Raw genomic sequence first — 21,077 nt, forward strand, 5'->3', positions numbered from 1 at the left:
ACGCCCACCGCACCCGGGACACCCACCGCACCCGCGTGACCACCGCATCCGCGCGACCACCCCACCGGACTGGTGAACCAGCACACCACCCCACCACCCCACCACCGAAGTGTGTCGCACTTGGGACAGTGCCCGATGTGGACAAGGCGATTCCGGCGGCTCGCGAGCATCCCCGCTTAGCATGAGCGGGGGCGCGAAATCGCAGGCCGCGGACGCCGGGTGACCCCTCACCCCCAAGGACGCGGCAGCCGAGAAGATCCGGGGGACAAGCCATGGACCGTCGTTCCGACGAGGACCCACCGCTGATCCAGGAGTTCCTGCGCGAGGCCCGCAGAAATTTCGTGGGCGAACCCGAGCCCATCACGGGCCACAACGGTTACCGCCCGCCGGGCCTGAGCCAGCACGCGGTGGCCCAGCGCCTGGGCATATCACCGCGCCTCTACCAGGACTGGGAGGGCTGCGGACGCCCCATCCCCGCCCACCGCCTCGACAGCCTCGCCAACGCGCTGCGGCTGGACTCGCGCAAGCGCGACGAGCTGTGGTTCATCGTCACCGGCGGCTACCCGCCGCGCGGCCCGGCGGAACCCGACCCCGAGGCCGTCACCGGCTGGACGTCGTACCTCCACGCGCTCCAGGTCCCCGCCCTCACCGTGGACGGCGCCTGGCGGATTCTGGAGACCAACCAGGCGTGGCGCCAGCTCTTCGAGCCCGCGGGCCAGCCGCCGCCCGCGAATCTGCTGCGCTTCGTGCTCTTCGCGCCGTACGCGCGGCAGTTGTGCGCCGAGTGGCGGACCGGCTGGGCGACGGCGTTCCTGCGCCAGCTCCGGCTCCAGGCGCAGACCGCGCACCACCAGCCGCAGACCGGGCCCGACCAGGAGCTGCTCCGCGTCATCGCCGAACTGCGCGAGGACCCCGAACTGGCCCGGCTGTGGCAGGCGGAGAGCGAGTCCACCCGGGTCGCGCTGCACCATGACGGCCAGGTACGGCTGCTGCGGCCACCGGCAGGCGGTTACGTCCAGCGGGTGCGCATGCTCGTGTCGTCCCCGGCGCACGATCCCCGGCGCCGAGTGCTGATGTTCATGCCCGCCGTGACGGCGCCCGGCCTGGCGGGGCCCGCCGGGACAGCACCCGGTACGACGGCGTCCGCGACGACGGCGCCCGGTACGGCGGGCCCCGCCGTCCCGACGCTGCGCAGGACCGGCCCCTACTCGGGCGTGTTGTCGGGGCCGCCGAAGTCCGGGCTGGTGAAGTCGGGACTGCTGTAGCGCGGACCGGAGAAGCGCGGCGCGGCGGGCGGCAGCGGCGCGGCCGGGTCGGGCGCCGGACTGCTGAAGTCCGGGCGGGAGTAGCCCAGTCGCGGCATGCGGCTGAGGTCCTGCCCGGTGGCGGGTCCGGGCACCGGGCTCACCGCCGGGCCGTGCGGCGGCTCGTGGGCGCTGGTCGGGGCGAGCGCCGCGCCGGCCGCCGCGTCCTCCAGGAAGGGCAGCATCCCGCGCTCCAGCAGCGCCCGGTACCAGGCGTCGCGCGCGTCGGCGACCTCGGGCGGCAGCGCGTCGGGCGAGTCGTGTATGGCGGAGGAGCCGTCGCGCAGCGCCGTGAGCAGCAGTCCGACCGCGCCGAGCAGTATCGACGCGGCGGTGACGGCGGCGAACAGCCAGCCCGCGGTGCGCAGCGGCGACGCGATGGCGGGCTCGGGGGCCATCGCGCGCAGCGCGTAACCGATCAGCAGGAAGATCACGGCGGCGGCGCCCGCGAGCAGCGGCGTCAGGACGGCGAGGACGGCGATCAGGCCCGCGCCGGAGCCCGCGCCCTCCGCGACGCCCATCGCCGCGTAGCCGAAGGACCGGTTGTCGCGGGCGCGCGCCGACTCGCGGGCGGCCTCCCGCGACGCCTCCCGGACGCCGCGGTACGTCTCGTACTCGGCGGTCGCCGCGTCGGCGATGAGTTCGGCCGCGCCGAGCGCCAGGGTGCGCAACTGCTCGCTGTTCAGGGCGGAGTGCCCGTTGGAGTGGTTCGTCCGCCGCGAGGCGGGGCGGCTCTCCTCCACGTCCCCGCCGTCCGGCCCGAGGGCCCGCTCACGGTCGGGTTCGTGATCCCGCAGGACCGTGCGCAGCGCCTCGTCCAGCGCGCGTTCAAAGTCCGGGCGGTCTTCGGTGAGCAGGTGTGGAGCGCTGGTCATGTGCATCCCCCGATGCTCCGACTCCCCGAGCGCGGCCGGTGTTCCCCGAGGGGAACCGGCCCGGTCGGCCGAGTACGCGGAGAGCGGCGTGCCTACGGATACAGCGATGGTAGAGCGGGGAGGCGAGACCGTGACAGGGTGCAACCAGGAAATCTGACGGCGCGAAATGTGCCGGACACCGACACGCCACCCCAAAGACGCCGCGCGAGACGCCTGGCCCGCCGCGCGGAGCGCGACGGACCCGCTAACCCACCAGCGGCAGTTGGGCGACCAGCAGCCGTCCGTCCATCGTGACGCCGCCGTCCATCGCCACCGCCAGATTCTCCGCGTAGACCATCGGTCCGTTGACGGTGTGCACCCGCTCCTGGCCGTCGGCCGGATATTCGCCGCCGACCTCGCCGAGCAGGTACGGGATCGGGCTGTGCCCGTGCACGACGCGGTTGCCCCCGTAGGTGCCGAGCAGCTCGCGGGCGGCCCGCGGCCCGCCGTCGCCGCGGAAGGCGAACCGCTTGGTGAGCTTGCGGAACAGGTCCCAGCACTCGTCGGCGTCGCCGCGCTGGAGCACGCCGGTGACCGTGTCGTTCATCTCCTCGACGCTGCTGCCGTAGTCCAGATACGCGGTGGTGTCGGAGTGCACCAGCAGGTGGCCGTCGGTGACGTGGGCCGCGTCCAGCCGGGACATCCAGGTCAGATGGCGGTCCTCGAGACGGTCCATGTCGGTCGGCTGGCCGCCGTTGAGCCGCCAGGCGGCGAGGAAGGAGGCGGTGCCGCCCGTGGAGTTGACGGGGGTGTCGCCGAACCGGTGCGCGCCGAGCAGCAGCAGTTCGTGATTGCCCATCAGGGCACGGCAGTAGCCGCCCGCCGCCGCGGCCTCCGCCGAGAGCTGCATGACCAGTTCGATGACGCCGATGCCGTCGGGTCCGCGGTCGGTGAAGTCGCCGAGGAACCACAGCCGGGCGCTGCCCGCCGCCCAGTGGCCCTCCTCGTCGACCAGGCCGCACTCGCCGAGCGCCGCCAGCAACTCGTCCAGATAGCCGTGCACATCGCCGACCACGTACAGCGGTCCCGGCCGGTCGCCCGCCGCGCCGTCCGCGGTGATCACCGGCAGGTCGTGGGCGGTCGGCGTGTACTCCGCGGGGACCAGGGGCGCGTCGGGTCGCGTCGGCTCGTACGCGGCGGGTCGCTGTGCGGGCGGCGCGCTGTCGTACGCGGGCGGCACCGGTGGTACGGCGGCGCGGGCCGGTTCGTACGCCGGTGCCACACCCGCCCCGCCGGTGGTCGCCGACGGCACGGGCGGTACGGGCGCGGCGGCCGGGACCGCCGGTGCCGTGCCGGCCGGCGCCGGAGCCGAATCGACCAGCATGGGAGCCGGTTCCGTCGGAGCCGGAGCCGGAGCCGGAGCCGGAGCCGGGGCTCCGCCGTACCCGCCGGACGTCTCCCCGTAGCCGCCGCGCGGCTCGAATCCGACCGTCGGCTCAAACGCCGGAGCCGTGCCGAAACCGGCCGTCGGCTCGTGCCCGGACACGTACGCGGACGCCTCGGGACGCCAGCCTTCCGAAGTCCCGGGCTCGGGTCCCTGACCTGCCCCCTGAGTCATCGACCCCTCCACGATCGCGCCGCCATCCGCCCATCATAGGAATGACGCTGTCGCGTTGTGACATACCCAGGCACCTGGTTTTCGCAGGGCGCAGACAAACCATCCCTTAGCTCCCTCGTACGCCCGCACGATTCGTCTTCCGGCCGTCGGCGGGGGCTCGGTCACCCGTTCGGCCGATCACTCGCGGGGGTGCCCGGCGGAGCCCTCCGGCCGGACGGCCGCTCTTCCTCAGCCGCCCGCGGGCCCCCGCGGATGACTGACCGTCGTGCGGTGCGCGCGCCGTTGCGAAGAGGTGCGGACGATCAACTCGGTCGGCATCACCTGCTGTACGGGATGCGCGCCGCCGACGCCCTCGATGGCGTCGATGAGCAACTGCACGACCGCCGTACCGATCCGGCGCGGTTTCAGCGACAGCGTGGTGATCGGCGGTTCGGTGCTGGCGTAGACGGTGCTCTCGCTACAGCAGACCAGCAGCAGGTCGTCGGGCACGCGCAGGCCGTAACGGCGGGCGGCGGCCAGCAGATCGGTGCCGTTGGGGTCGAAGAGCCCGTAGACGGCGTCCGGGCGGTCGGGCCGCGCCAGTAAGCGGTCGGCGGCGACCGCGCCCGCCCGCGGGTCGTGCGCGGGATACGACTCGTAGACCGGCTCCTGGCCGACCCGCTCGCACCACTCCAGATACGCGGTGGTGGACAGCCGGGTGTACGTGTCGGTGGTGGTGCCGGTGAGCAGCCCGATCCGGCGGGCGCCCGCGGCGGCGAGGTGGTCGAGGATGCCGAGGACGGCGGCCTCGTGGTCGTTGTCGACCCAGGCGTGCACGGGCACGCTGCCCGCCGGGCGGCCGTCGCTGACCACCGGGACGCCCTGCCGGACCAGTTCGGCGACCAGCGGGTCGTGGTCGGAGGGGTCGATGACGACGGTGCCGTCCAGCGCCACGTTCCCCCACACGTCGTGCCGGGAGGAGGCGGGCAGGATGACCAGGGCGTAGCCGCGGGCCAGGGCGGCGGAGGTGGCGGCCCTGGCCATCTCCGCGAAGTACGCGAATTCGGTGAAGGTGAACGGTTCTTCGCCGTAGGTCGTCACGGTCAGGCCGATCAGGCCCGATCTGCCGGTGCGCAGTGTGCGGGCGGCGGCGGACGGGCGGTAGCCCAGCCGGTCGGCGACCTCGCGCACATGGCGGCGGGTGGCGTCGGGCAGTCGGCCCTTGCCGTTGAGTGCGTCGGAGACAGTCGTGATCGAGACTCCGGCGGCGGCGGCGACGTCCCTGATGCCCGCCCGCTCAAGCCGGCGTCCGATGGGCCGGCTCGCCTGGTGGTTCCCTGCTGCTGTCATGGCCTGCCGATATTAGGACGGCGCTGGTCCGGTCGGCGCCTGCCGTTTCTACCCCCCAGAAGATAGGTTTCTGCAAGATCGAACCCCGTATGCAAGGTGGAATATGCAGGCGGCAGGGCGTGCCTTGTGGGTGATACCGGCGCGGGTGCGGCCGATGCCCGTCCATTGGTCCACCGACAGGAGTGACGTCAACTCACTCCTACGAGGGACGCGGGGTGCCTTTTTTTGGCCGCCTTCTCTCCCCCGGACTCCGTCCGGGGGTGCCCCCATGGGCGGCTCAGACCCGGTATCGACAGTCGATCGCGGGTACCGCACCTCCACAGGGGGCGCGGGCGCTCGTAGGGTGTGGCCATGACCCCCAAGCTGCGCGCGGAACTGGACGGCATCCCCACGTACAAGCCCGGGCGACCCCCGGCCGTGGACGAGAGCGGTGCCCAGGCCGGGCCCGCCTTCAAGCTGTCCTCCAACGAGAACCCGTACCCTCCGCTGCCCGGTGTGCTGGAGGCGGCCACCGCCGCCGCGGCCACGTTCAACCGCTATCCCGACCTGGCCTGCTCGGCGCTGACCGCCGAGCTGGCGGGACGTTTCGGCGTGCCCGAGGCACACGTCGCGACCGGCACCGGCTCGGTCGGCGTGGCCCAGCAGTTGCTCCAGTCGACCTCGGGCCCCGGCGACGAGGTGATCTACGCCTGGCGGTCCTTCGAGGCGTATCCGATCATCACCCGGATCAGCGGCGCGCTGCCGGTGCAGGTGCCGCTGGACGCGGACGAGGTGCACGACCTGGACGCGATGGCGGCGGCGGTCACCGACCGCACGCGGCTGATCTTCGTCTGCAATCCCAACAATCCGACCGGCACGGTGGTGCGCCGGGCCGAGCTGGAACGATTCCTCGACCGGGTGCCGTCCGACATCCTGGTGGTGCTGGACGAGGCGTACCGCGAATTCATCACCGACCCCGATGTTCCCGATGGAATCGATCTGTACCGGGACCGTCCGAATGTGGCGGTGCTGCGGACCTTCTCCAAGGCGTACGGCCTGGCGGGCCTGCGGATCGGCTTCGCGGTGGCGCACGAGCCGGTGGCGGCTGCGCTGCGCAAGACGGCGGTGCCCTTCGGCGTGAGCCAGCTCGCGCAGGACGCGGCGGTCGCCAGCCTGCGCGCGGAGCCGGCGCTGCTGGAGCGGGTCGCGGGCCTGGTCACCGAGCGGACCCGGGTGGTCGAGGCGCTGACCGCGCAGGGCTGGACGGTGCCCGAGACGCAGGCCAACTTCGTCTGGCTGCGGCTGGGGGAGCGCACCACGGACTTCGCGGCGGCGGCCGAGCGGGCCGGCACCACCGTCCGCCCCTTCGCGGGCGAGGGCGTACGGATCACCATCGGCGAGACCGAGGCCAACGATCTGCTGCTGCGGACCGCCGAAAGCTTCCGCAAGGAGCTGTGACGCGGCGGCGCGCCCGTCGGAACGATCCCCCGAAACCCACTCCCACCTGCGCTTTCGCCCCTTGCGACCCCCCGGTTGCAGGGGGCGAACTGCTGTGCGTGATACTGAGCTTGTGAATGTATTCACGTTCACAAGCTGATCGGGTTGTAGGAGAAAAGGAGACGGATCGTGCAACTCGCAATGGGTCCACTGGACGTCGCCCGATGGCAGTTCGGCATCACGACCGTCTACCACTTCCTCTTCGTGCCGCTGACGATCTCGCTGTCCGCGCTCACGGCCGGACTCCAGACCGCGTGGGTGCGCAGCGGCAACGAGAAGTACCTGAGGGCCACCAAGTTCTGGGGCAAGCTCTTCCTGATCAACATCGCCATGGGCGTGGTGACGGGCATCGTCCAGGAGTTCCAGTTCGGCATGAACTGGTCGGACTACTCGCGCTTCGTCGGCGACATCTTCGGCGCCCCGCTCGCCTTCGAGGCACTGATCGCCTTCTTCTTCGAGTCCACCTTCATCGGCCTGTGGATCTTCGGCTGGGACAAGCTGCCGAAGAAGATCCACCTCGCCTGCATCTGGATGGTCTCGATCGGGACGATCCTGTCCGCGTACTTCATCCTGGCCGCCAACTCCTGGATGCAGCACCCGGTCGGCTACCGCTACAACCCGACGACCAAGCGCGCGGAACTCACCGACTTCTGGGCGGTGCTCACCCAGGACACCGCGCTGGCGCAGTTCTTCCACACCATGTCCGCCGCCTTCCTCACCGGCGCCGCGTTCATGATCGGGATCGCCGCCTACCACCTGGCCCGTAAGCAGCACATCTCCGTGATGCGCTCCTCGCTGCGCCTCGCCCTGGTCGTCGCCGTCGTCGCGGGCGCGCTCACCGCGATCAGCGGCGACACCCTCGGCAAGGTCATGTTCAAGCAGCAGCCGATGAAGATGGCCGCCGCCGAGGCGCTGTGGGACGGCCAGAAGGGCGCGCCCTTCTCGATCTTCGCGGTCGGCGACGTCAACAAGGGCCACAACAAGGTGGCCATAGACATTCCGAACCTGCTGTCCTTCCTGGCCACCGACAACTTCAACGCCTACGTGGGCGGCATCAACGACGTCAACAAGGAAGAGCAGGCGAAGTACGGCCCCGGCGACTACCGGCCCAACATCCCCGTCGCCTACTGGGGCTTCCGCTGGATGATCGGCTTCGGCGTCGTCTCGATCGGCGTCGGCGCGGCCGGCCTGTGGCTCACCCGCCGCAAGTTCTGGCTCGCGCCCGCGCACCGCACGGGCGACGACGAGGTCCCGCACCTGATGCTCACCAGGAACGGGCAGATCGGCCCCCGGCTCACGCGCTGGTACTGGTGGATCGCCCTGTGGACCATGGCCTTCCCGCTGATCGCCAACTCCTGGGGCTGGATCTTCACCGAGACCGGCCGCCAGCCCTGGGTGGTCTACGGCGTGCTGCGCACCCGCGACGCGGTCTCCCCCACGGTCTCCACCGGCGAGGTCTTCACCTCCCTGATCGTCTTCACCCTCCTCTACGCGGCTCTCGCCGTCGTCGAGGTGCGGCTGCTCCTGAAGTACGCCAAGGCGGGGCCGCCGGAGCTCACCGACGACGACCGCCGCTCCCCCACCCGGATCGGCGGCGACGACGACGGCGCGGACGCCGACCGCCCGATGGCCTTCTCGTACTGAGCGTCCGTACCGACTGTTCCGTACCGACTGTTCCGTACCGACTGATCCGTACCGACTGTTCCGTACTGACTGAGAGGAGTGCGACATGCATCTGCACGACGTCTGGTTCGTCCTCATCGCGGTCCTGTGGACCGGCTACTTCTTCCTTGAGGGCTTCGACTTCGGGATCGGCGTCCTGACCAAGCTGCTGGCCCGCGACCGTACCGAGAAGCGGGTCCTGATCAACACCATCGGCCCGGTCTGGGACGGCAACGAGGTGTGGCTGCTCACGGCGGGCGGCGCGACCTTCGCGGCCTTCCCCGACTGGTACGCCACCCTCTTCTCCGGCTTCTACCTGCCGCTGCTGATCATCCTGGTCTGCCTGATCGTGCGCGGCGTCGCCTTCGAGTACCGCGCCAAGCGCGACGACGAGCGCTGGCAGCGCAACTGGGAGAACGCGATCTTCTGGACCTCCCTGGTCCCGGCGCTGCTCTGGGGCGTCGCCTTCGCGAACATCGTGCGGGGCGTGAAGATCGACGCGAACAAGGAGTACGTCGGCAACTTCTGGGACCTGCTCAACGGGTACTCGATCCTCGGCGGACTCGTCACCCTGAGCCTCTTCACCTTCCACGGCGCCGTCTTCGCCTCGCTCAAGACCCTCGGCGACATCCGCGACCGGGCCCGCGCGCTGGCCACCCGCGTCGGCGTGCTCACCGCGCTCCTCGCGCTGGCCTTCCTGACCTGGACCCAGGCAGCGCACGGCGACGGCCGCAGCCTGCCCGCGTTGATCGTCGCCGTCGTCGCCCTGGTCGGGGCCCTCGGCGCCAATCTCGCGGGACGCGAGGGCTGGTCGTTCGCGCTGTCCGGCGTCACGGTCGCGGCGACCATCGCCATGTTCTTCCTGACGCTCTTCCCCGACGTCATGCCGTCCTCGCTGAACGACGCCTGGAGCCTGACCGTCACCAACGCCTCCTCCACGCCGTACACGCTGCGGATCATGACGTGGTGCGCGGGCATCGCCACGCCCCTCGTCCTGCTCTACCAGGGCTGGACGTACTGGGTCTTCCGCAAGCGCATCGGCACCCAGCACATCGCGGGCGCGGCGACCGGTCACTGACGCGACCGATCACTGAGGGCCGATCACTGAGGGCCGATCACTGAGGGCCGATCACTGACAGCCGGTCACTGACCGAAGGGAGATGTTCCACGTGAAACCTGTCGATCCGCGACTGCTGCGGTACGCGCGTACGACCCGGGTCTTCCTCGTCGGGGCGGTGCTGCTCGGGCTGGCCGGGGCGGGGCTGATCATCGCCCAGGCGGTGCTGATCGCCGATGTGGTGGTCGGCGGGTTCCGGGACGGGGAGGGTGTCGGGGAGCTGCGCGGGACGCTCGCGTGGCTGGTGGCGGTCGCCGTCGGGCGGGCGCTGGTCGGCTGGCTCACCGAGCTGTGCGCGCACCGGGCGGGGGCGGCGGTGAAGTCGCAGCTGCGCGGGCAGCTGCTGGAGCGGGCCACCGCGCTGGGCCCCGGCTGGCTGACCGGGCGGCGCAGCGGTGAGCTGACCACGCTCGCCACTCGCGGGATCGACGCGCTGGACGACTACTTCTCGCGGTATCTGCCGCAGCTCGGCCTCGCGGTGGTCGTGCCCGCGGTCGTGCTGGCCCGGATCGTCACCGCCGACTGGATCTCGGCCGCCACCATCGCGGTGACGCTGCCGCTGATCCCGCTGTTCATGGTGCTGGTCGGCTGGGCGACCCGCGAGCGGATGGACCGGCAGTGGAAGCTGCTGGCCCGGCTGTCCGGGCACTTCCTCGACATCGTCGCGGGGCTGCCCACGCTCAAGGTCTTCGGCCGGGCCAAGGCGCAGGCCGACAACATCCGCGCCATCACCGGCGAGTACCGGCGGGCCACGCTCAAGACGCTGCGGATCGCGTTCCTGTCCTCCTTCGTCCTCGAACTGCTCGCCACCATTTCCGTCGCGCTGGTCGCGGTCGGGATCGGCATGCGGCTCGTCCACGGCGAGCTGTCCCTGCGGACGGGCCTGCTGGTGCTGATCCTCGCGCCCGAGGCGTATCTGCCGCTGCGGCAGGTGGGCGCGCAGTACCACGCGGCGGCCGAGGGGCTGGCGGCGGCGGAGCAGGTCTTCGAGGTGCTGGAGACCTCGCCGCGGACCGGGGCTGGTGCGGTACGGGGGCGGGCCGCCGCGCCGGATCCGCGGGGTGCCGCGATCAGGGTCGAGGGGCTGGTCGTACGGGAGGGCGGGTCGCTGGCCGCGACGACGTTCACCCTCGCGCCGGGTGAGACGGTGGCCGTCACCGGGCCCAGCGGGGCCGGGAAGACGACCCTGCTCAACGCGCTGCTCGGCTTCGTTCCCGCCGCCGAGGGGCGGATTCTGGTCGGTGACACCGACCTCGCCGCGATCGACCCGGCCGACTGGCACCGCTGGATCGCCTGGGTCCCCCAGCACCCGCACCTGTTCGCCGGGACCGTCGCCGACAACGTACGGCTCGCCCGGCCCGACGCCGACGACGCCGCCGTACGTACCGCGCTCGCCGACGCCGACGCGCTCTCCTTCGTCTCCCCCGCCACCGTCCTCACCGAGGACGGCACGAACCTCTCCGCGGGTCAGCGCCAGCGCATCGCCCTGGCCCGCGCCTTCCTCGCCGACCGCCCCCTGCTTCTCCTCGACGAGCCCACCGCCAACCTCGACGGCGCCACCGAGGCCGAGATCGTCACGACCCTCCACCGCCTCGCCGCCACCCGCACCGTCCTCCTCATCGCCCACCGCCCCGCCCTCCTCCCCCTCGCCACGAAAGTCCTCTCCCTCCGCCCGCCCCGCATCTCCGCCGTCGACGGCGACCCGACCGCGGCGGGGGACGGGGCGTCGGCGGCGACGGATCTGGTGCCTGGCGGCACGGTGGTCTCCGCGGGGGACGTCACCCCGTCCGAGCCCACGCCTGTCGTGGCGGCGGCTCGCGCGGCGGCGACGGCGACGCCTGTGGTGGGGGATGGCGGGGTTCTCTGGCGGGTGGGGCTGCGGGTGCGCCGGGCGGCTGTGGGGGTGGTGGGGCGGTCCGGGCCGGAGGCGCTTCGCGTTCGTGGTGGCGGGGCGCGGGGGCGGTTCGTGGGGGCCGTCGGGCTGGGGGCGGCGGCGTTGCTGTCGGCCGTGGGGCTCATGGCGACGTCGGGGTGGCTGATCAGCCGGGCGTCGCAGCAGCCGCCGGTGCTGTATCTGATGGTGGCCGTGACGGCGACGCGGGCGTTCGGGATCGGGCGGGCCGTGTTCCGTTACGGCGAGCGCCTGGTGGCGCACGACGCGGTGTTCCGGGCGCTGGCCGGGGTGCGGGTGGCGGTGTTCCGGCGGCTGGAGCGGCTGGCGCCCGCGGGACTCGGCGGGACGCGCCGCGGTGACCTGCTCTCGCGCCTGGTCGCGGACGTGGACGCCGTCCAGGACCACTACCTGCGGTGGCTGCTGCCCGCGCTGACCGGCGGCCTCGTGTCCGTGGCGACCGCGGCCTTCACCGGCTGGCTGCTGCCCGCCGCCGGGCTGATCCTGGCCTGCGGGCTGCTCGCCGCGGGCGTGGCCGTCCCCGCGCTGTCGGCCGCCGTCGCCCGCCGTACCGAGGCGCGCCTCGCGCCCGCCAGGGGCGAACTGTCCGCCCGCGTCCTCGGCCTGTTCACCGGCACCGCCGAACTGACCGTGGCGGGCGCCCTCCCGCGCCGCCGCGCCGACGCCGCGCGCGCCGACCGTACGCTCACCCGGATCGCGGCCCGTTCGGCCGCCGCGACCGCGCTCGGCGCCGGACTGACCGCGCTGGTCAGCGGGGTGACGGTGACGGCGTGCGCGTACGTCGGCGTCCGGGCCGTCAGCGGCCACCACCTCCAGGGCGTCGCGCTGGCCGTGCTCGTGCTGACGCCGCTGGCCGCCTTCGAGGCCGTCGCCGGGATGCCGCTCGCGGCCCAGCAGCGGCAGCGGAGCCGGCGCTCGGCGGCGCGGGTGAGCGAGGTGCTGGACGCGCCGCTGCCCGTACGCGAGCCGGAGCGGCCCGCGCCCCCGCCCGCGTCACCGTTCCCGCTGGTCGTACGGGAGGTGACGGCCCGCCACCCGGGCCAGGACGCACTGGCGCTGGACGGCGTCGGCCTCACCCTCACCGAGGGCCGCAGGATCGCGGTCGTCGGCGCCTCGGGCGCGGGCAAGACGACCCTCGCCCACGTACTGCTGCGGTTCCTGGACACCGAGTCGGGCACGTACACGCTGGCGGGGCAGGACGCGGCGGGCCTGGACGGCGACGACGTACGCCGCCTCGTCGGCCTGTGCGCCCAGGACGCGCACGTCTTCGACAGCACCGTCCGGGAGAATCTGCGGCTCGCCCGCCCCGGCGCGGACGACGGCGAACTCCGGGAGGCGCTGGCCGCCGCCCGGCTGGACATCGACCTGGACACCCTCGTCGGCGAACACGGCGCCCGGCTGTCCGGCGGCATGCGCCAGCGCCTGGCCCTGGCCCGCGCGCTGCTCGCCCGTTTCCCCGTCCTCGTCCTGGACGAGCCCGCGGAACACCTCGACCTGGCCACCGCCGACGCCCTGACCGCCGATCTGCTGGCTGCCACGCGCGGCCGTACGACGCTGCTGATCACCCACCGGCTGGCCGGTCTCGCGGGCGGCGCGGTCGACGAGATCGTGGTGCTGGAGCGGGGACGGGTCGTGCAGCGCGGCGGCTACGAGGAACTGGCGGCGGCCGAGGGGCCGTTCCGCCGCACCCTGGAGCGGGAACGGCTCGCGGACACGGCTCTGGCGGGGGCCACGGCCGCCGCCTCGGGACCGCGTTCGCTCGTGGGGACGGGTACCGCCTGACTTTCCCGGACATACGCCACCAAATAACCTCGGCTCATGGCCTCAGACAGCGAGACGCCCGGCGGGACGCCCGAGGAAGCGCGCCAGGAGACGGCCGGGGCGGCCCCGAACGACGAGGGCGCCCCGGCATACGCCCCGGCCTACGGCGCGGCACCCCCCGCGGGACCGACCTCTTCCGGAGACGCTCCGGGCGACGGGGAGACCCCCGAGCCGACCACCCTCAGCTTCCAGGGCATCGCCTCCCAGATCACCGTCCGGCTGCCGGAACTGCTGGAAGCGGTCGTCTCGGTCGGCACCGGTATCGAGCTGCACACCACGCTGCGCCGCATCGTGGAGACGGCGGCCGAGCTGGCCGGGGCGCGTTACGCCGCGCTCGGCGTCCTCGACGCGGACGGCTCGGGACTCGCGGACTTCATCACGTACGGGATCAACGAGGCCGACGCCGAGCGGATGGGCGCGCTGCCCGACGGCCACACCGGGCTGCTCGGCGAGCTGATCCGGCACCCGGTGCCGCTGCGGCTGGCCCACCTGTCGGACGACGCCCGCGCGGTGGGCCTGCCACCGGGCCATCCGCCGATGAGCAGCTTCCTGGGCGTCCCGATCCGCGTCCACACCGAGATCTTCGGCAATCTCTACCTCACCGAGAAGCGCGGCGGCCGTCCGTTCACCGACGAGGACACCGCCATGCTGCGCATCCTCGCCATGGAGGCCGGGATCGCGATCGGCAACGCCCGGCAGTACGAGGCCACCCGGCAGCGCGAGCACTGGATCAGCGGCGCCGCCGCCGTCACCACGGCCCTGCTCACCGGGGACGGCACCAGCGACGCGCTCGACGTCGTCGCGGTGTGGGCCCGCAAGCTCGCCGAGTCCGCCGCCGCGCTGGTCATGCTGCCGAGCCTCGACGAGAACGGGGCCGGGGACGGCGGCCTCGAGGTCGTCGCGGCCTCCGCCGCCGAGCCGGCCGGCATGGTCGGCACCGTCATCCCGCCGCAGAATCCGATCGCGGCCCAACTCCTCAACGGCGAGGCCGTCTTCGTGGCGGACGCCGCCTCCGACCCGCGCACCACCACGCGGCTGGCGGAACGCTTCGGGCCGACCATGATGCTCCCGTTGCGGAGCAACGACCGTGTCATCGGCATCCTCGCGCTGCCGCGCGAGCCCGGCGGCCGTCCGTTCACCGAGGCCGAACGCGTACTGGCCACCCAGTTCGCCGCCCAGGCCGCGCTCGCCCTCGTCCTGGCCGACGTGCAGCGCGACCGCGAACGCCTCGCCGTCTACAAGGACCGCGACCGTATCGCCCGCGACCTGCACGACCTCGTCATCCAGCGGCTCTTCGCCACCGGCATGATGCTGGAGGGCGCGGGGCGCAGGGCCCGCACGCCCGAGGTGCGCGAGGGCATCGGCCACGCCGTCGACGAACTCGACGCCACCATCCAGGAGGTGCGCACCGCCGTCTACGCCCTCCAGCAGGCGCCCGACGACGCCCCCTCAGGACTGCGCGCCCGCGTCCTGCGCGAGGTCGGCACCGCCGCCGTCCCGCTCGGCTTCCAGCCGTCCGTACGTTTCATCGGACCGGTCGACGCGCTGGTGGGCGAGCCCACCGCCAAGAACCTCGTCGCGGCGCTGCGCGAAGTCCTCTCCAACGCCTTCCGGCACGCCCGCGCCTCGCGCATCGACATCACTCTCGACGCCACCGCCACCCTTCCCGGCGGCGGCGACGCGGTCCGCCTGACCGCCACCGACGACGGCGTCGGCATCCCCCCGGCCGGCCGCCGCAGCGGCCTGCGCAATCTCTCCCGCCGCGCCCAATCGCTGGGCGGATCGAGCCAGTTCGGGCCGGGCCCCGAGGGTGCGGGCACGACGGTGCGGTGGGAGGCGCCGCTGCGTACTGACTGACCGGGCGGTGCGGTGCGACTGGCCGTCCCCGTACAAGCTAGGGCCTGTCCGCGTGCCGGGCGGCGATGATCCGCTCGATGACGCGGGCGACCCCGTCGTCGTTGTTGGACTCGGTGCGGTGCGTGGTCGTGGCCAGGACGCGGGGATGGGCGTTCGCGACGGCGTACGACGTACCGGCCCATCCGAGCATCGCGAGGTCGTTCGGCATGTCGCCGAAGGCGACGACCTCGGCGGCGGACACCCCGCGCTCGGCGCAACATCGCGCCAGCGTCGTGGCCTTGCTGACGCCCTCGCCGCTGATCTCCAGCAGCGCGCTGTCGCTGGACCGGGTGATCTCGCCGTGCTGTCCCGCCACGCTCAGCCCGATGGCGAGGAATTCGTCCGGGTCGATGGACGGGTGCTTGGCGAGCAGCTTCAGCAGCGGCTGGCGCGGGTCGCGCACGGCGAGCAGTTCCTCGATCGGGGCCGTGGGGCCGAAGTCCGGCTCGATGACGCGGGGGTAGTCCGGCTCGCGGTAGAAGGTGTCGGCGCGTTCGACGGCGAAGGTCGTGCCGGGCACGGCGGCGCGCAGCGCGTGCGCGACGGCGAGGGCGTCGTCCTCCGGCAGCGGGAACGCCTCGATCAACTCGCCTTTGTGCAGGTCCCAGACGGAGGCGCCGTTGGCCAGGATGGCCATGCCGTGCCCCGCGAGGTGGGCCGCGACGGTGTCCATCCAGCGTGCGGGGCGCCCGGTGACGAAGAAGACCTCGATGCCCGCGGCCTCGGCGTCGGCGAGCGCCGCGACCGTACGCGGGGACACCGTCTTGTCGTCGCGCAGCAGCGTGCCGTCCAGGTCGGTGGCGATCAGCCGCGGCGGAGGGGCGGTGTAGGAGGCGGCGGACGACACGTCCGCTGATCGATGCTGCCCGCTGGGCTCATTGGCTGAGGTCACGGGCCCATCCTTGCGCATCCTTGCCCCGCCCGCACAAAGGTGCGGATACCCGCTCAGCCGAGCCCGTTTCGGCCGCGATTCCGGCTTGATCCCATCGCTCCCGGGGGCGTCACAGGGGCGCGGGTCACGCGATCACGGCAGGGGTACGGGCTGACGGACTGGCAGCGGATACGGCTGACGGTACGACTGGCTGGTGCGGCCGCCGGCGCGGCTGCTGGTGCGGCTGCTGGTGCGACGAGGGTGAGCGCTGCGCTTGTGGGGCGCAGAAATCTGTGGGGTTGGTGCGGTGCTGGTCGTACAACAAGCTTGTACAGAAGGGGAGTTCGTGCGGGGACTGGGTCCCGGGAAGTTCCTGCGGGATCTCCGTGCGGGGACCACCTACGGGATCTACGTACGCGGTCCGGCTCAGCGGACGAGCACCGCTTCGTCCGCGGTGCTGGTCAGGGCGTGGTCCGCGAGGGCCGGACTGGCGGGGTACGGCAGGGCCTCGCCGGTGTCCGGGGCGATGCTGCGGGCGGAGGGGGAGGAGCCGTGCGCCTCGGCCCTGATGCGCTGCTTCATCGTGGGCGGCAGCGAGCGGCTGCTGGGGCGCGGGGCCGGCAGCAGTGCGGCGCAGGACGGTGTCCTGGTGGGGGTCGGCTTGGCGCCCGTACCGTTCGCCGCGGCGACGGTGGCGGCCGGGACGGCGGCGGCCTGGTCGGCGGCGGTGTGGACGCGGGCGGTGCGGGCCGGAGTGGCGAAGCCGAGCCCGGCGACGAGCTTGAGGAGCACGCCGACGAAGGCGCTCCAGAAGGCGGTGACGTTCTTGAAGACGTTCATGACCTCTCGATTCCTTGGTGCGGAAATCTGACTTCTCCGATCATGAGGAAGACGGCACGGAATCGTGGGAGCCGCACCCCGGATTCGCGGATATACACATAAACGCCACTCATTCGGACCAAGGGGGTCCTGTGCCGCCCCGCACCGACGGGGCCGCGGCCGGTCCTGAGGCGCTGGATAAGGTGGCGGCGTGTCCCCTCCCGAGGAGCCGCCCCGGCGCGGCGAACAGGCCGAGGTCGCCGCGTTCCGCCAGGCCCTGGGCCTCGACGCCCTCATCGACGTGCACACCCACTTCATGCCCGAGCGCGTCATGGCCAAGGTGTGGGCGTACTTCGACGCGGCCGGTCCGCTCGTCGGCCGCGCCTGGCCGATCGCGTACCGCGAGGAGGAGCGGCGGCGTGTCGAGACCCTGCGCGGCTTCGGCGTACGGGCCTTCACCTCGATGCTCTATCCGCACAAGCCCGGCATGGCGCGCTGGCTGAACGACTGGGCCGCCGACTTCGCCGCCCGCACCCCGGACTGCCTGCACACCGCGACGTTCTTCGCCGAGCCCGGCGCCCCCGACGACGTACGCCGCGCCCTCGCCCAGGGCGCGCGCGTCTTCAAGTGCCACCTCCAGGTCGGCGGCTACGACCCCAACGACCCGCTGCTCGACGACGTCTGGGGCCTGCTCGCCGACACCGGCGTTCCCGTCGTCACCCACTGCGGCTCCGGCCCGGTCCCCGGCCCCTTCACCGGCCCCGCCCCCGTCGCCGCCCTGCTCGCCAGGCATCCGCGGCTGCGGCTCGTCGTCGCCCACCTGGGAATGCCGGAGTACGAGGACTTCCTCGGCCTCGCCGAACGGCACGAGCGGGTCCTGCTCGACACCACCATGGCCTTCACCGACTTCAGCGAGTCCGCCGCCCCCTTCCCGCCCGCGGCCCTGCCCCGCCTGTCCGCCCTCGCCGACCGCGTCCTGCTCGGCACGGACTTCCCCAACATCCCCTATCCCTACGCCCACGCCCTCCACGCCCTGGAATCCACCGGCCTCGGCGCCGCCTGGCTCCGCGCCGTCTGCCACGACAACGCCGCCCGCCTCTTCGCCCTCCCGGCCCTCCCCTAGCGGGCGGAGTCGGGGTCCGGGGCCGGGTCCGGGCCGGAGTCGGGGTCCGGGCTCGGGCCTTGGGGGGTCAGCATCTGGAGGAGGAGGGTGCGGAGCTCGGCGTCGGGGAGGGCGGGGAGGCGGGTGAAGGCGCCGGAGCCGCGGGCCAGGACGACGCCGATGAAGGCGGCGGCGATGAGTTCGGCGCGCAGGGCGGGGTCGGGGGTGCCCTCGGCGAGCAGGCGCCGGTGGAGGGGGTCCACGACACGGCGGTGCAGCTCCGCGCGGGTGGCCTGCTGACCGGCCGGGTCCTCGTGGGGGCGGACGGCGACCTGGTAGACGGGGTTGGGGCCGTGGCGCCGGGTGCGGTCGAGGATGGTCGCCAGACGGTCGGGGTCGAGGAGGTCGACGATGTCGTCCGGGCCGTCGTTGGTGCGCAGCGTGGCGATGTAGAGCTGGGCCTTGCCGCCGAAGTAGCGGGCGATCATCGCCGGATCGACTCCGGCGCGGCTCCCGATGGCCCGCGCGGTGGTGCGGTCGTACCCGTGCTCTGCGAACAGCTCGCCCGCGGCCTTCAGCAGGCGTTCGCGGCTGCCCGCCGCGTCGCGCCGGTGCTGGGCCGCCCCGGCGGGCCGTTCGTCGGCCGGTGTCGTTCCACTCATTCCGCGGCCGTTCCGTCCAGTTCGTGGAGGTCGTCGTGTTCGCCGGGCCGCGCCCGCACCCGGGGGCGCGCCTGGGCCGCCGCCGCGGGCCGTGCCGACGCCGCAGGCCGTGCCGACGGACCGGGCCGTGCCGACGAACCGCGTCGGCGCCACGGCACGGCCACCGCCACCACGGCGGCGGCGAGCCAGACGCCGCAGCTCAGCAGCCCCACCGCACTGTACCCACCGGACGTGGGGAACGCCGCGCCTTCCGCGGTGTGCGCTTCGAGCATGGCCGCGCTCAGCGCGCTGCCGACCGCGTAACCGATGTAGCGCAGCACCTGGTTGAAGCTCATGGCGCTGCCCGTCTCGTGCGCGGGCACCGCGCGGACGAGGAAGCCCGGCACGACCGCGAAGATGACCCCGACGCCGAGGCCCGCGACGAACATGACCGCCATGATCTGCGCCATGTTCCCGCGCCATGCGGTGAACAGGGCCATCGCGGCGAGCAGCACCAGGCAGCTCATCGGCAGGACCCGCTGGGGCGAGATCCGGCGGACCAGCACCGGGGTGAGCCGGTTGGCCAGGAAGCTGCCCAGGGAGAACGGCGTCAGGGCGAGACCGGCCACGACCACCGTCCGGCCCAGCCCGTACCCCGTGGTGGCGGGCGTCTGCACCAGCCTGGTGACGGTGGACAGCAGCAGGTACATGCCGACGCCCGCGAGCACCGCCGCGACGCTCGCGGTCAGCACCGCCCGGTCACGTACGAGCCGCAGTGTGACCAGCGGATGATCCGTACGCAGCTCCCACCACACCCAGCCCGCGAAGAGCAGGACGGACGCGGCGATCATGCCGTCCACGCGCGCCGAGGCCCAGCCCCAGCTCTCGCCCTCGCTGATCGCGACCAGCAGCGACGCGGTGGCCACGGCCAGCAGCACCGCGCCGACCCCGTCCAGCCGGACGCGGGCGCGATGCCGCGCGGCCGGGACGACCCACGCGGCGGCGGCCAGGCCGAGCACGCTGACGGCCACGCCGAACCAGTACGCCGCGCGGACGCCGCCGCCCTGCGCGATCAGACCGGTGAGCGGATAGCCCAGGCCCACCCCCGTCACGGCCGTGATCGACAGCAGGGCGATCACCGGAACGGCGCGGGCGGCGGGCAGTACGTCCCTGGCCACGGCGATGGTCAGCGGCGTGAGCCCGAGACCGATGCCCTGGAGGGCGCGGCCGACGAGCAGCGCGGCGAAGCCCAGGGGGAGCGCCGCCAGCACGCAGCCGACGACGACCAGCGCGAGGGTGCCGACGACGACGGTCCTGCGGTGCGGCCCGTCACCGAGCCGCCCCATCACGGGCGTGGCCACCGCCGCCACCAGCTGGGTGATCGTCAGCGACCACTGCGCGTCGGTCACGGACACGTGGTCCATCGAGGCGATGGACGGGATGAGCGGTGCCCCGAGGCTGCCGATCACGGCGGTGACCAGGCATATGAACGCCAGACAGGGCACCAGTGCCCGCGACCGTGCCGACTCCATCGTGCTCCTCGCGCCCGGGCCCTGAGGCACCGTGTGATGCGTTCGCCCGACAGGGGCGGACCGATGCCTACAGCCGATGTCTACATGTGATGTCTACACCTGATGATAAGCAAGGGTGAGCGGCGCGATCAGCCCCGCCCCCGGGGTCCGGGGCCCGGGGGCGGGGGGGCGGGGGGGCGGGGCGGGTTTGGCGCGGGCGGCGCGGGCCGGAGCGGACTTCCCGGTGCCGCCCGTCAGCCCACGGCTCCGGCTCCGGTTCCTGCTCCTGCTCCTCCCACGGGGCCGACCGGCGTGTCCCCGCTCAACGTGATGCGGTGCATGACGCGGTGCTGGTCGCCGTAGTCGCGGTTGGCGTAGTGCGCGGTGCTGCGGTTGTCCCACAGGGCCACGTCACCGGCGCTCCACCGGTGGCGTACGAGGTGCTCGGGCTTGGTGAGGTGGGCGTAGAGGATGTCGAGCAGCCCCCGGCTCTCGTGGTCCGACACCCCGAGGACGTGCGAGGTGAAGCCCGGGTTGACGAAGAGCCCCTTGCGCCCGCTCTCGGGGTGCACCCGCACCACGGGGTGCTCCACCGGCTTCAGCTCGGTGTACTCCTCTCCCTCCCACACGTTCCCGCGGCCCTTCCTGCGCTGGGCCAGGTAGTACCCGAACTCGCGGGTGCCGTCGTGCACCGCCGTCAGCGAGTCGGCCCACGCCCGCAGCCCCGGCGACAGCGACTCGTAGGCGAGCTGGCTGTCGGCCCATGTCGTGTCGCCGCCGTTGGGCGGCAGCAGCACCGCGCGCAGTACGGAGATCGCCGGCGGGCGCCGTACGAACGTCACGTCCGTGTGCCAGACGTCCGCGAAGCCGTTGTCCTGGCTGTCGACGGCGTACACCTCGGGGGCCACGTCGCCGGAGTCGTGGATCGGGTGCCCGGTGGTGACCTCGCCCAGGCGGCGGCCGAACTCGATCTGCGCCGCGTCGTCGATGTCCTGGCCCCGGACGAAGAGCACCTTGTGCTCCACGAGGGCCGCCCTGATCGCGGTGACCTGGTCGTCGTCCAGCCGGCCGAGGTCGATGCCGTGGATCTCCGCGCCGAAGCGCGGGCCGAGCGGGGTGATCGGCAGACGGGACGCCGTTGACG

At 73.0% G+C, this 21,077-nt stretch carries 15 protein-coding genes; 7 read left to right on the forward strand and 8 right to left on the reverse strand.

Features of this window, described 5'->3' with window-relative positions; genetic code table 11:
* Positions 1 to 272: 272 nt before the first annotated feature.
* Entirely contained in the window at positions 273 to 1,265 is a 993-nt protein-coding gene (locus tag ACFY9V_RS02560; protein WP_391158881.1) for a helix-turn-helix domain-containing protein, read from the forward strand.
* On the opposite strand, the gene ACFY9V_RS02565 is transcribed toward ACFY9V_RS02560, so the two are convergent.
* The 3 genes from ACFY9V_RS02565 to ACFY9V_RS02575 form a co-directional block, all read right to left on the reverse strand.
* Positions 1,205 to 2,185, reverse strand: coding sequence for a hypothetical protein (locus tag ACFY9V_RS02565; protein ID WP_391158883.1), 981 nt, complete (start codon positions 2,183 to 2,185; stop codon positions 1,205 to 1,207). The two genes, ACFY9V_RS02560 and ACFY9V_RS02565, sit on opposite strands and share 61 nt — an antisense overlap.
* Before the next feature lie 238 nt (positions 2,186 to 2,423).
* The gene (locus ACFY9V_RS02570; RefSeq protein ID WP_391158885.1) at positions 2,424 to 3,776 is read right to left on the reverse strand and encodes a metallophosphoesterase; all 1,353 of its coding nucleotides are present in this window, start codon (positions 3,774 to 3,776) and stop codon (positions 2,424 to 2,426) included.
* 228 nt (positions 3,777 to 4,004) lie between these two features.
* Positions 4,005 to 5,105: a LacI family DNA-binding transcriptional regulator gene (locus ACFY9V_RS02575; RefSeq protein ID WP_355336624.1), complete on the reverse strand. Its 1,101-nt coding sequence runs from the start codon at positions 5,103 to 5,105 to the stop codon at positions 4,005 to 4,007.
* A 351-nt stretch (positions 5,106 to 5,456) separates the two neighbouring features.
* Between ACFY9V_RS02575 and hisC the strand changes: the two genes are divergently transcribed.
* From hisC to ACFY9V_RS02600, 5 genes are all read left to right on the forward strand, one after another.
* Positions 5,457 to 6,542, forward strand: a complete 1,086-nt coding sequence (gene hisC, locus ACFY9V_RS02580) for a histidinol-phosphate transaminase (RefSeq protein WP_355336623.1) — start codon at positions 5,457 to 5,459, stop codon at positions 6,540 to 6,542.
* Between the two features lie 180 nt (positions 6,543 to 6,722).
* Positions 6,723 to 8,225 (forward strand): cytochrome ubiquinol oxidase subunit I, encoded by a 1,503-nt coding sequence (locus ACFY9V_RS02585; RefSeq protein WP_391043491.1) that lies wholly within the window; start codon positions 6,723 to 6,725, stop codon positions 8,223 to 8,225.
* Between the two features lie 85 nt (positions 8,226 to 8,310).
* Positions 8,311 to 9,321: a cytochrome d ubiquinol oxidase subunit II gene (gene cydB, locus ACFY9V_RS02590; RefSeq protein WP_355336621.1), complete on the forward strand. Its 1,011-nt coding sequence runs from the start codon at positions 8,311 to 8,313 to the stop codon at positions 9,319 to 9,321.
* A gap of 91 nt (positions 9,322 to 9,412) precedes the next feature.
* Positions 9,413 to 13,054, forward strand: coding sequence for a thiol reductant ABC exporter subunit CydD (gene cydD / locus ACFY9V_RS02595; RefSeq protein ID WP_391158889.1), 3,642 nt, complete (start codon positions 9,413 to 9,415; stop codon positions 13,052 to 13,054).
* A gap of 36 nt (positions 13,055 to 13,090) precedes the next feature.
* Positions 13,091 to 14,950: a GAF domain-containing protein gene (locus ACFY9V_RS02600; protein WP_391158891.1), complete on the forward strand. Its 1,860-nt coding sequence runs from the start codon at positions 13,091 to 13,093 to the stop codon at positions 14,948 to 14,950.
* Positions 14,951 to 14,987: 37 nt separating this feature from the next.
* Here the strand turns inward: ACFY9V_RS02600 and ACFY9V_RS02605 are convergent, their stop codons facing one another.
* Together ACFY9V_RS02605 and ACFY9V_RS02610 are read right to left on the reverse strand one after the other, a co-directional pair.
* Positions 14,988 to 15,899 carry a Cof-type HAD-IIB family hydrolase gene (locus tag ACFY9V_RS02605; RefSeq protein WP_391042094.1) on the reverse strand — a complete coding sequence of 304 codons (912 nt, stop codon included), beginning with the start codon at positions 15,897 to 15,899 and terminating at the stop codon, positions 14,988 to 14,990.
* A 387-nt stretch (positions 15,900 to 16,286) separates the two neighbouring features.
* The gene (locus ACFY9V_RS02610) at positions 16,287 to 16,700 is read right to left on the reverse strand and encodes a DUF6344 domain-containing protein (RefSeq protein WP_391158892.1); all 414 of its coding nucleotides are present in this window, start codon (positions 16,698 to 16,700) and stop codon (positions 16,287 to 16,289) included.
* Between the two features lie 190 nt (positions 16,701 to 16,890).
* Between ACFY9V_RS02610 and ACFY9V_RS02615 the strand changes: the two genes are divergently transcribed.
* Positions 16,891 to 17,802, forward strand: a complete 912-nt coding sequence (locus ACFY9V_RS02615; protein ID WP_355336616.1) for an amidohydrolase family protein — start codon at positions 16,891 to 16,893, stop codon at positions 17,800 to 17,802.
* Here the strand turns inward: ACFY9V_RS02615 and ACFY9V_RS02620 are convergent.
* The 3 genes from ACFY9V_RS02620 to ACFY9V_RS02630 all read right to left on the reverse strand — a co-directional run bounded on the left by ACFY9V_RS02620 (position 17,799) and on the right by ACFY9V_RS02630 (position 21,060).
* Complete coding sequence (locus ACFY9V_RS02620; RefSeq protein WP_391158896.1) at positions 17,799 to 18,443, reverse strand: TetR family transcriptional regulator; 645 nt, start codon at positions 18,441 to 18,443, stop codon at positions 17,799 to 17,801. The two genes, ACFY9V_RS02615 and ACFY9V_RS02620, sit on opposite strands and share 4 nt — an antisense overlap.
* Positions 18,440 to 19,954, reverse strand: a complete 1,515-nt coding sequence (locus tag ACFY9V_RS02625; protein ID WP_391158898.1) for an MFS transporter — start codon at positions 19,952 to 19,954, stop codon at positions 18,440 to 18,442. The genes ACFY9V_RS02620 and ACFY9V_RS02625 overlap by 4 nt, the downstream gene beginning before the upstream one ends.
* A 233-nt stretch (positions 19,955 to 20,187) precedes the next feature.
* Positions 20,188 to 21,060, reverse strand: a complete 873-nt coding sequence (locus ACFY9V_RS02630; protein WP_391159557.1) for a TauD/TfdA family dioxygenase — start codon at positions 21,058 to 21,060, stop codon at positions 20,188 to 20,190.
* Positions 21,061 to 21,077 lie beyond the last annotated feature (17 nt).

Origin of the sequence: Streptomyces sp. NPDC008317 (assembly GCF_042955955.1) — a bacterium.
Taxonomy (GTDB): domain Bacteria; phylum Actinomycetota; class Actinomycetes; order Streptomycetales; family Streptomycetaceae; genus Actinacidiphila.

Bases quoted from the DNA above. Each gene is read 5' to 3' on its own strand.
- ACFY9V_RS02575 (WP_355336624.1), bottom strand. From the start codon at position 5,105: ATGACAGCAGCAGGGAACCACCAGGCGAGCCGGCCCATCGGACGCCGG.
- hisC (WP_355336623.1), top strand. From the start codon at position 5,457: ATGACCCCCAAGCTGCGCGCGGAACTGGACGGCATCCCCACGTACAAG.
- ACFY9V_RS02570 (WP_391158885.1), bottom strand. From the start codon at position 3,776: ATGACTCAGGGGGCAGGTCAGGGACCCGAGCCCGGGACTTCGGAAGGC.
- ACFY9V_RS02585 (WP_391043491.1), top strand. From the start codon at position 6,723: ATGGGTCCACTGGACGTCGCCCGATGGCAGTTCGGCATCACGACCGTC.
- ACFY9V_RS02620 (WP_391158896.1), bottom strand. From the start codon at position 18,443: ATGAGTGGAACGACACCGGCCGACGAACGGCCCGCCGGGGCGGCCCAG.
- ACFY9V_RS02560 (WP_391158881.1), top strand. From the start codon at position 273: ATGGACCGTCGTTCCGACGAGGACCCACCGCTGATCCAGGAGTTCCTG.
- ACFY9V_RS02610 (WP_391158892.1), bottom strand. From the start codon at position 16,700: ATGAACGTCTTCAAGAACGTCACCGCCTTCTGGAGCGCCTTCGTCGGC.
- cydB (WP_355336621.1), top strand. From the start codon at position 8,311: ATGCATCTGCACGACGTCTGGTTCGTCCTCATCGCGGTCCTGTGGACC.
- ACFY9V_RS02565 (WP_391158883.1), bottom strand. From the start codon at position 2,185: ATGCACATGACCAGCGCTCCACACCTGCTCACCGAAGACCGCCCGGAC.
- ACFY9V_RS02600 (WP_391158891.1), top strand. From the start codon at position 13,091: ATGGCCTCAGACAGCGAGACGCCCGGCGGGACGCCCGAGGAAGCGCGC.
- ACFY9V_RS02625 (WP_391158898.1), bottom strand. From the start codon at position 19,954: ATGGAGTCGGCACGGTCGCGGGCACTGGTGCCCTGTCTGGCGTTCATA.
- ACFY9V_RS02605 (WP_391042094.1), bottom strand. From the start codon at position 15,899: ATGCGCAAGGATGGGCCCGTGACCTCAGCCAATGAGCCCAGCGGGCAG.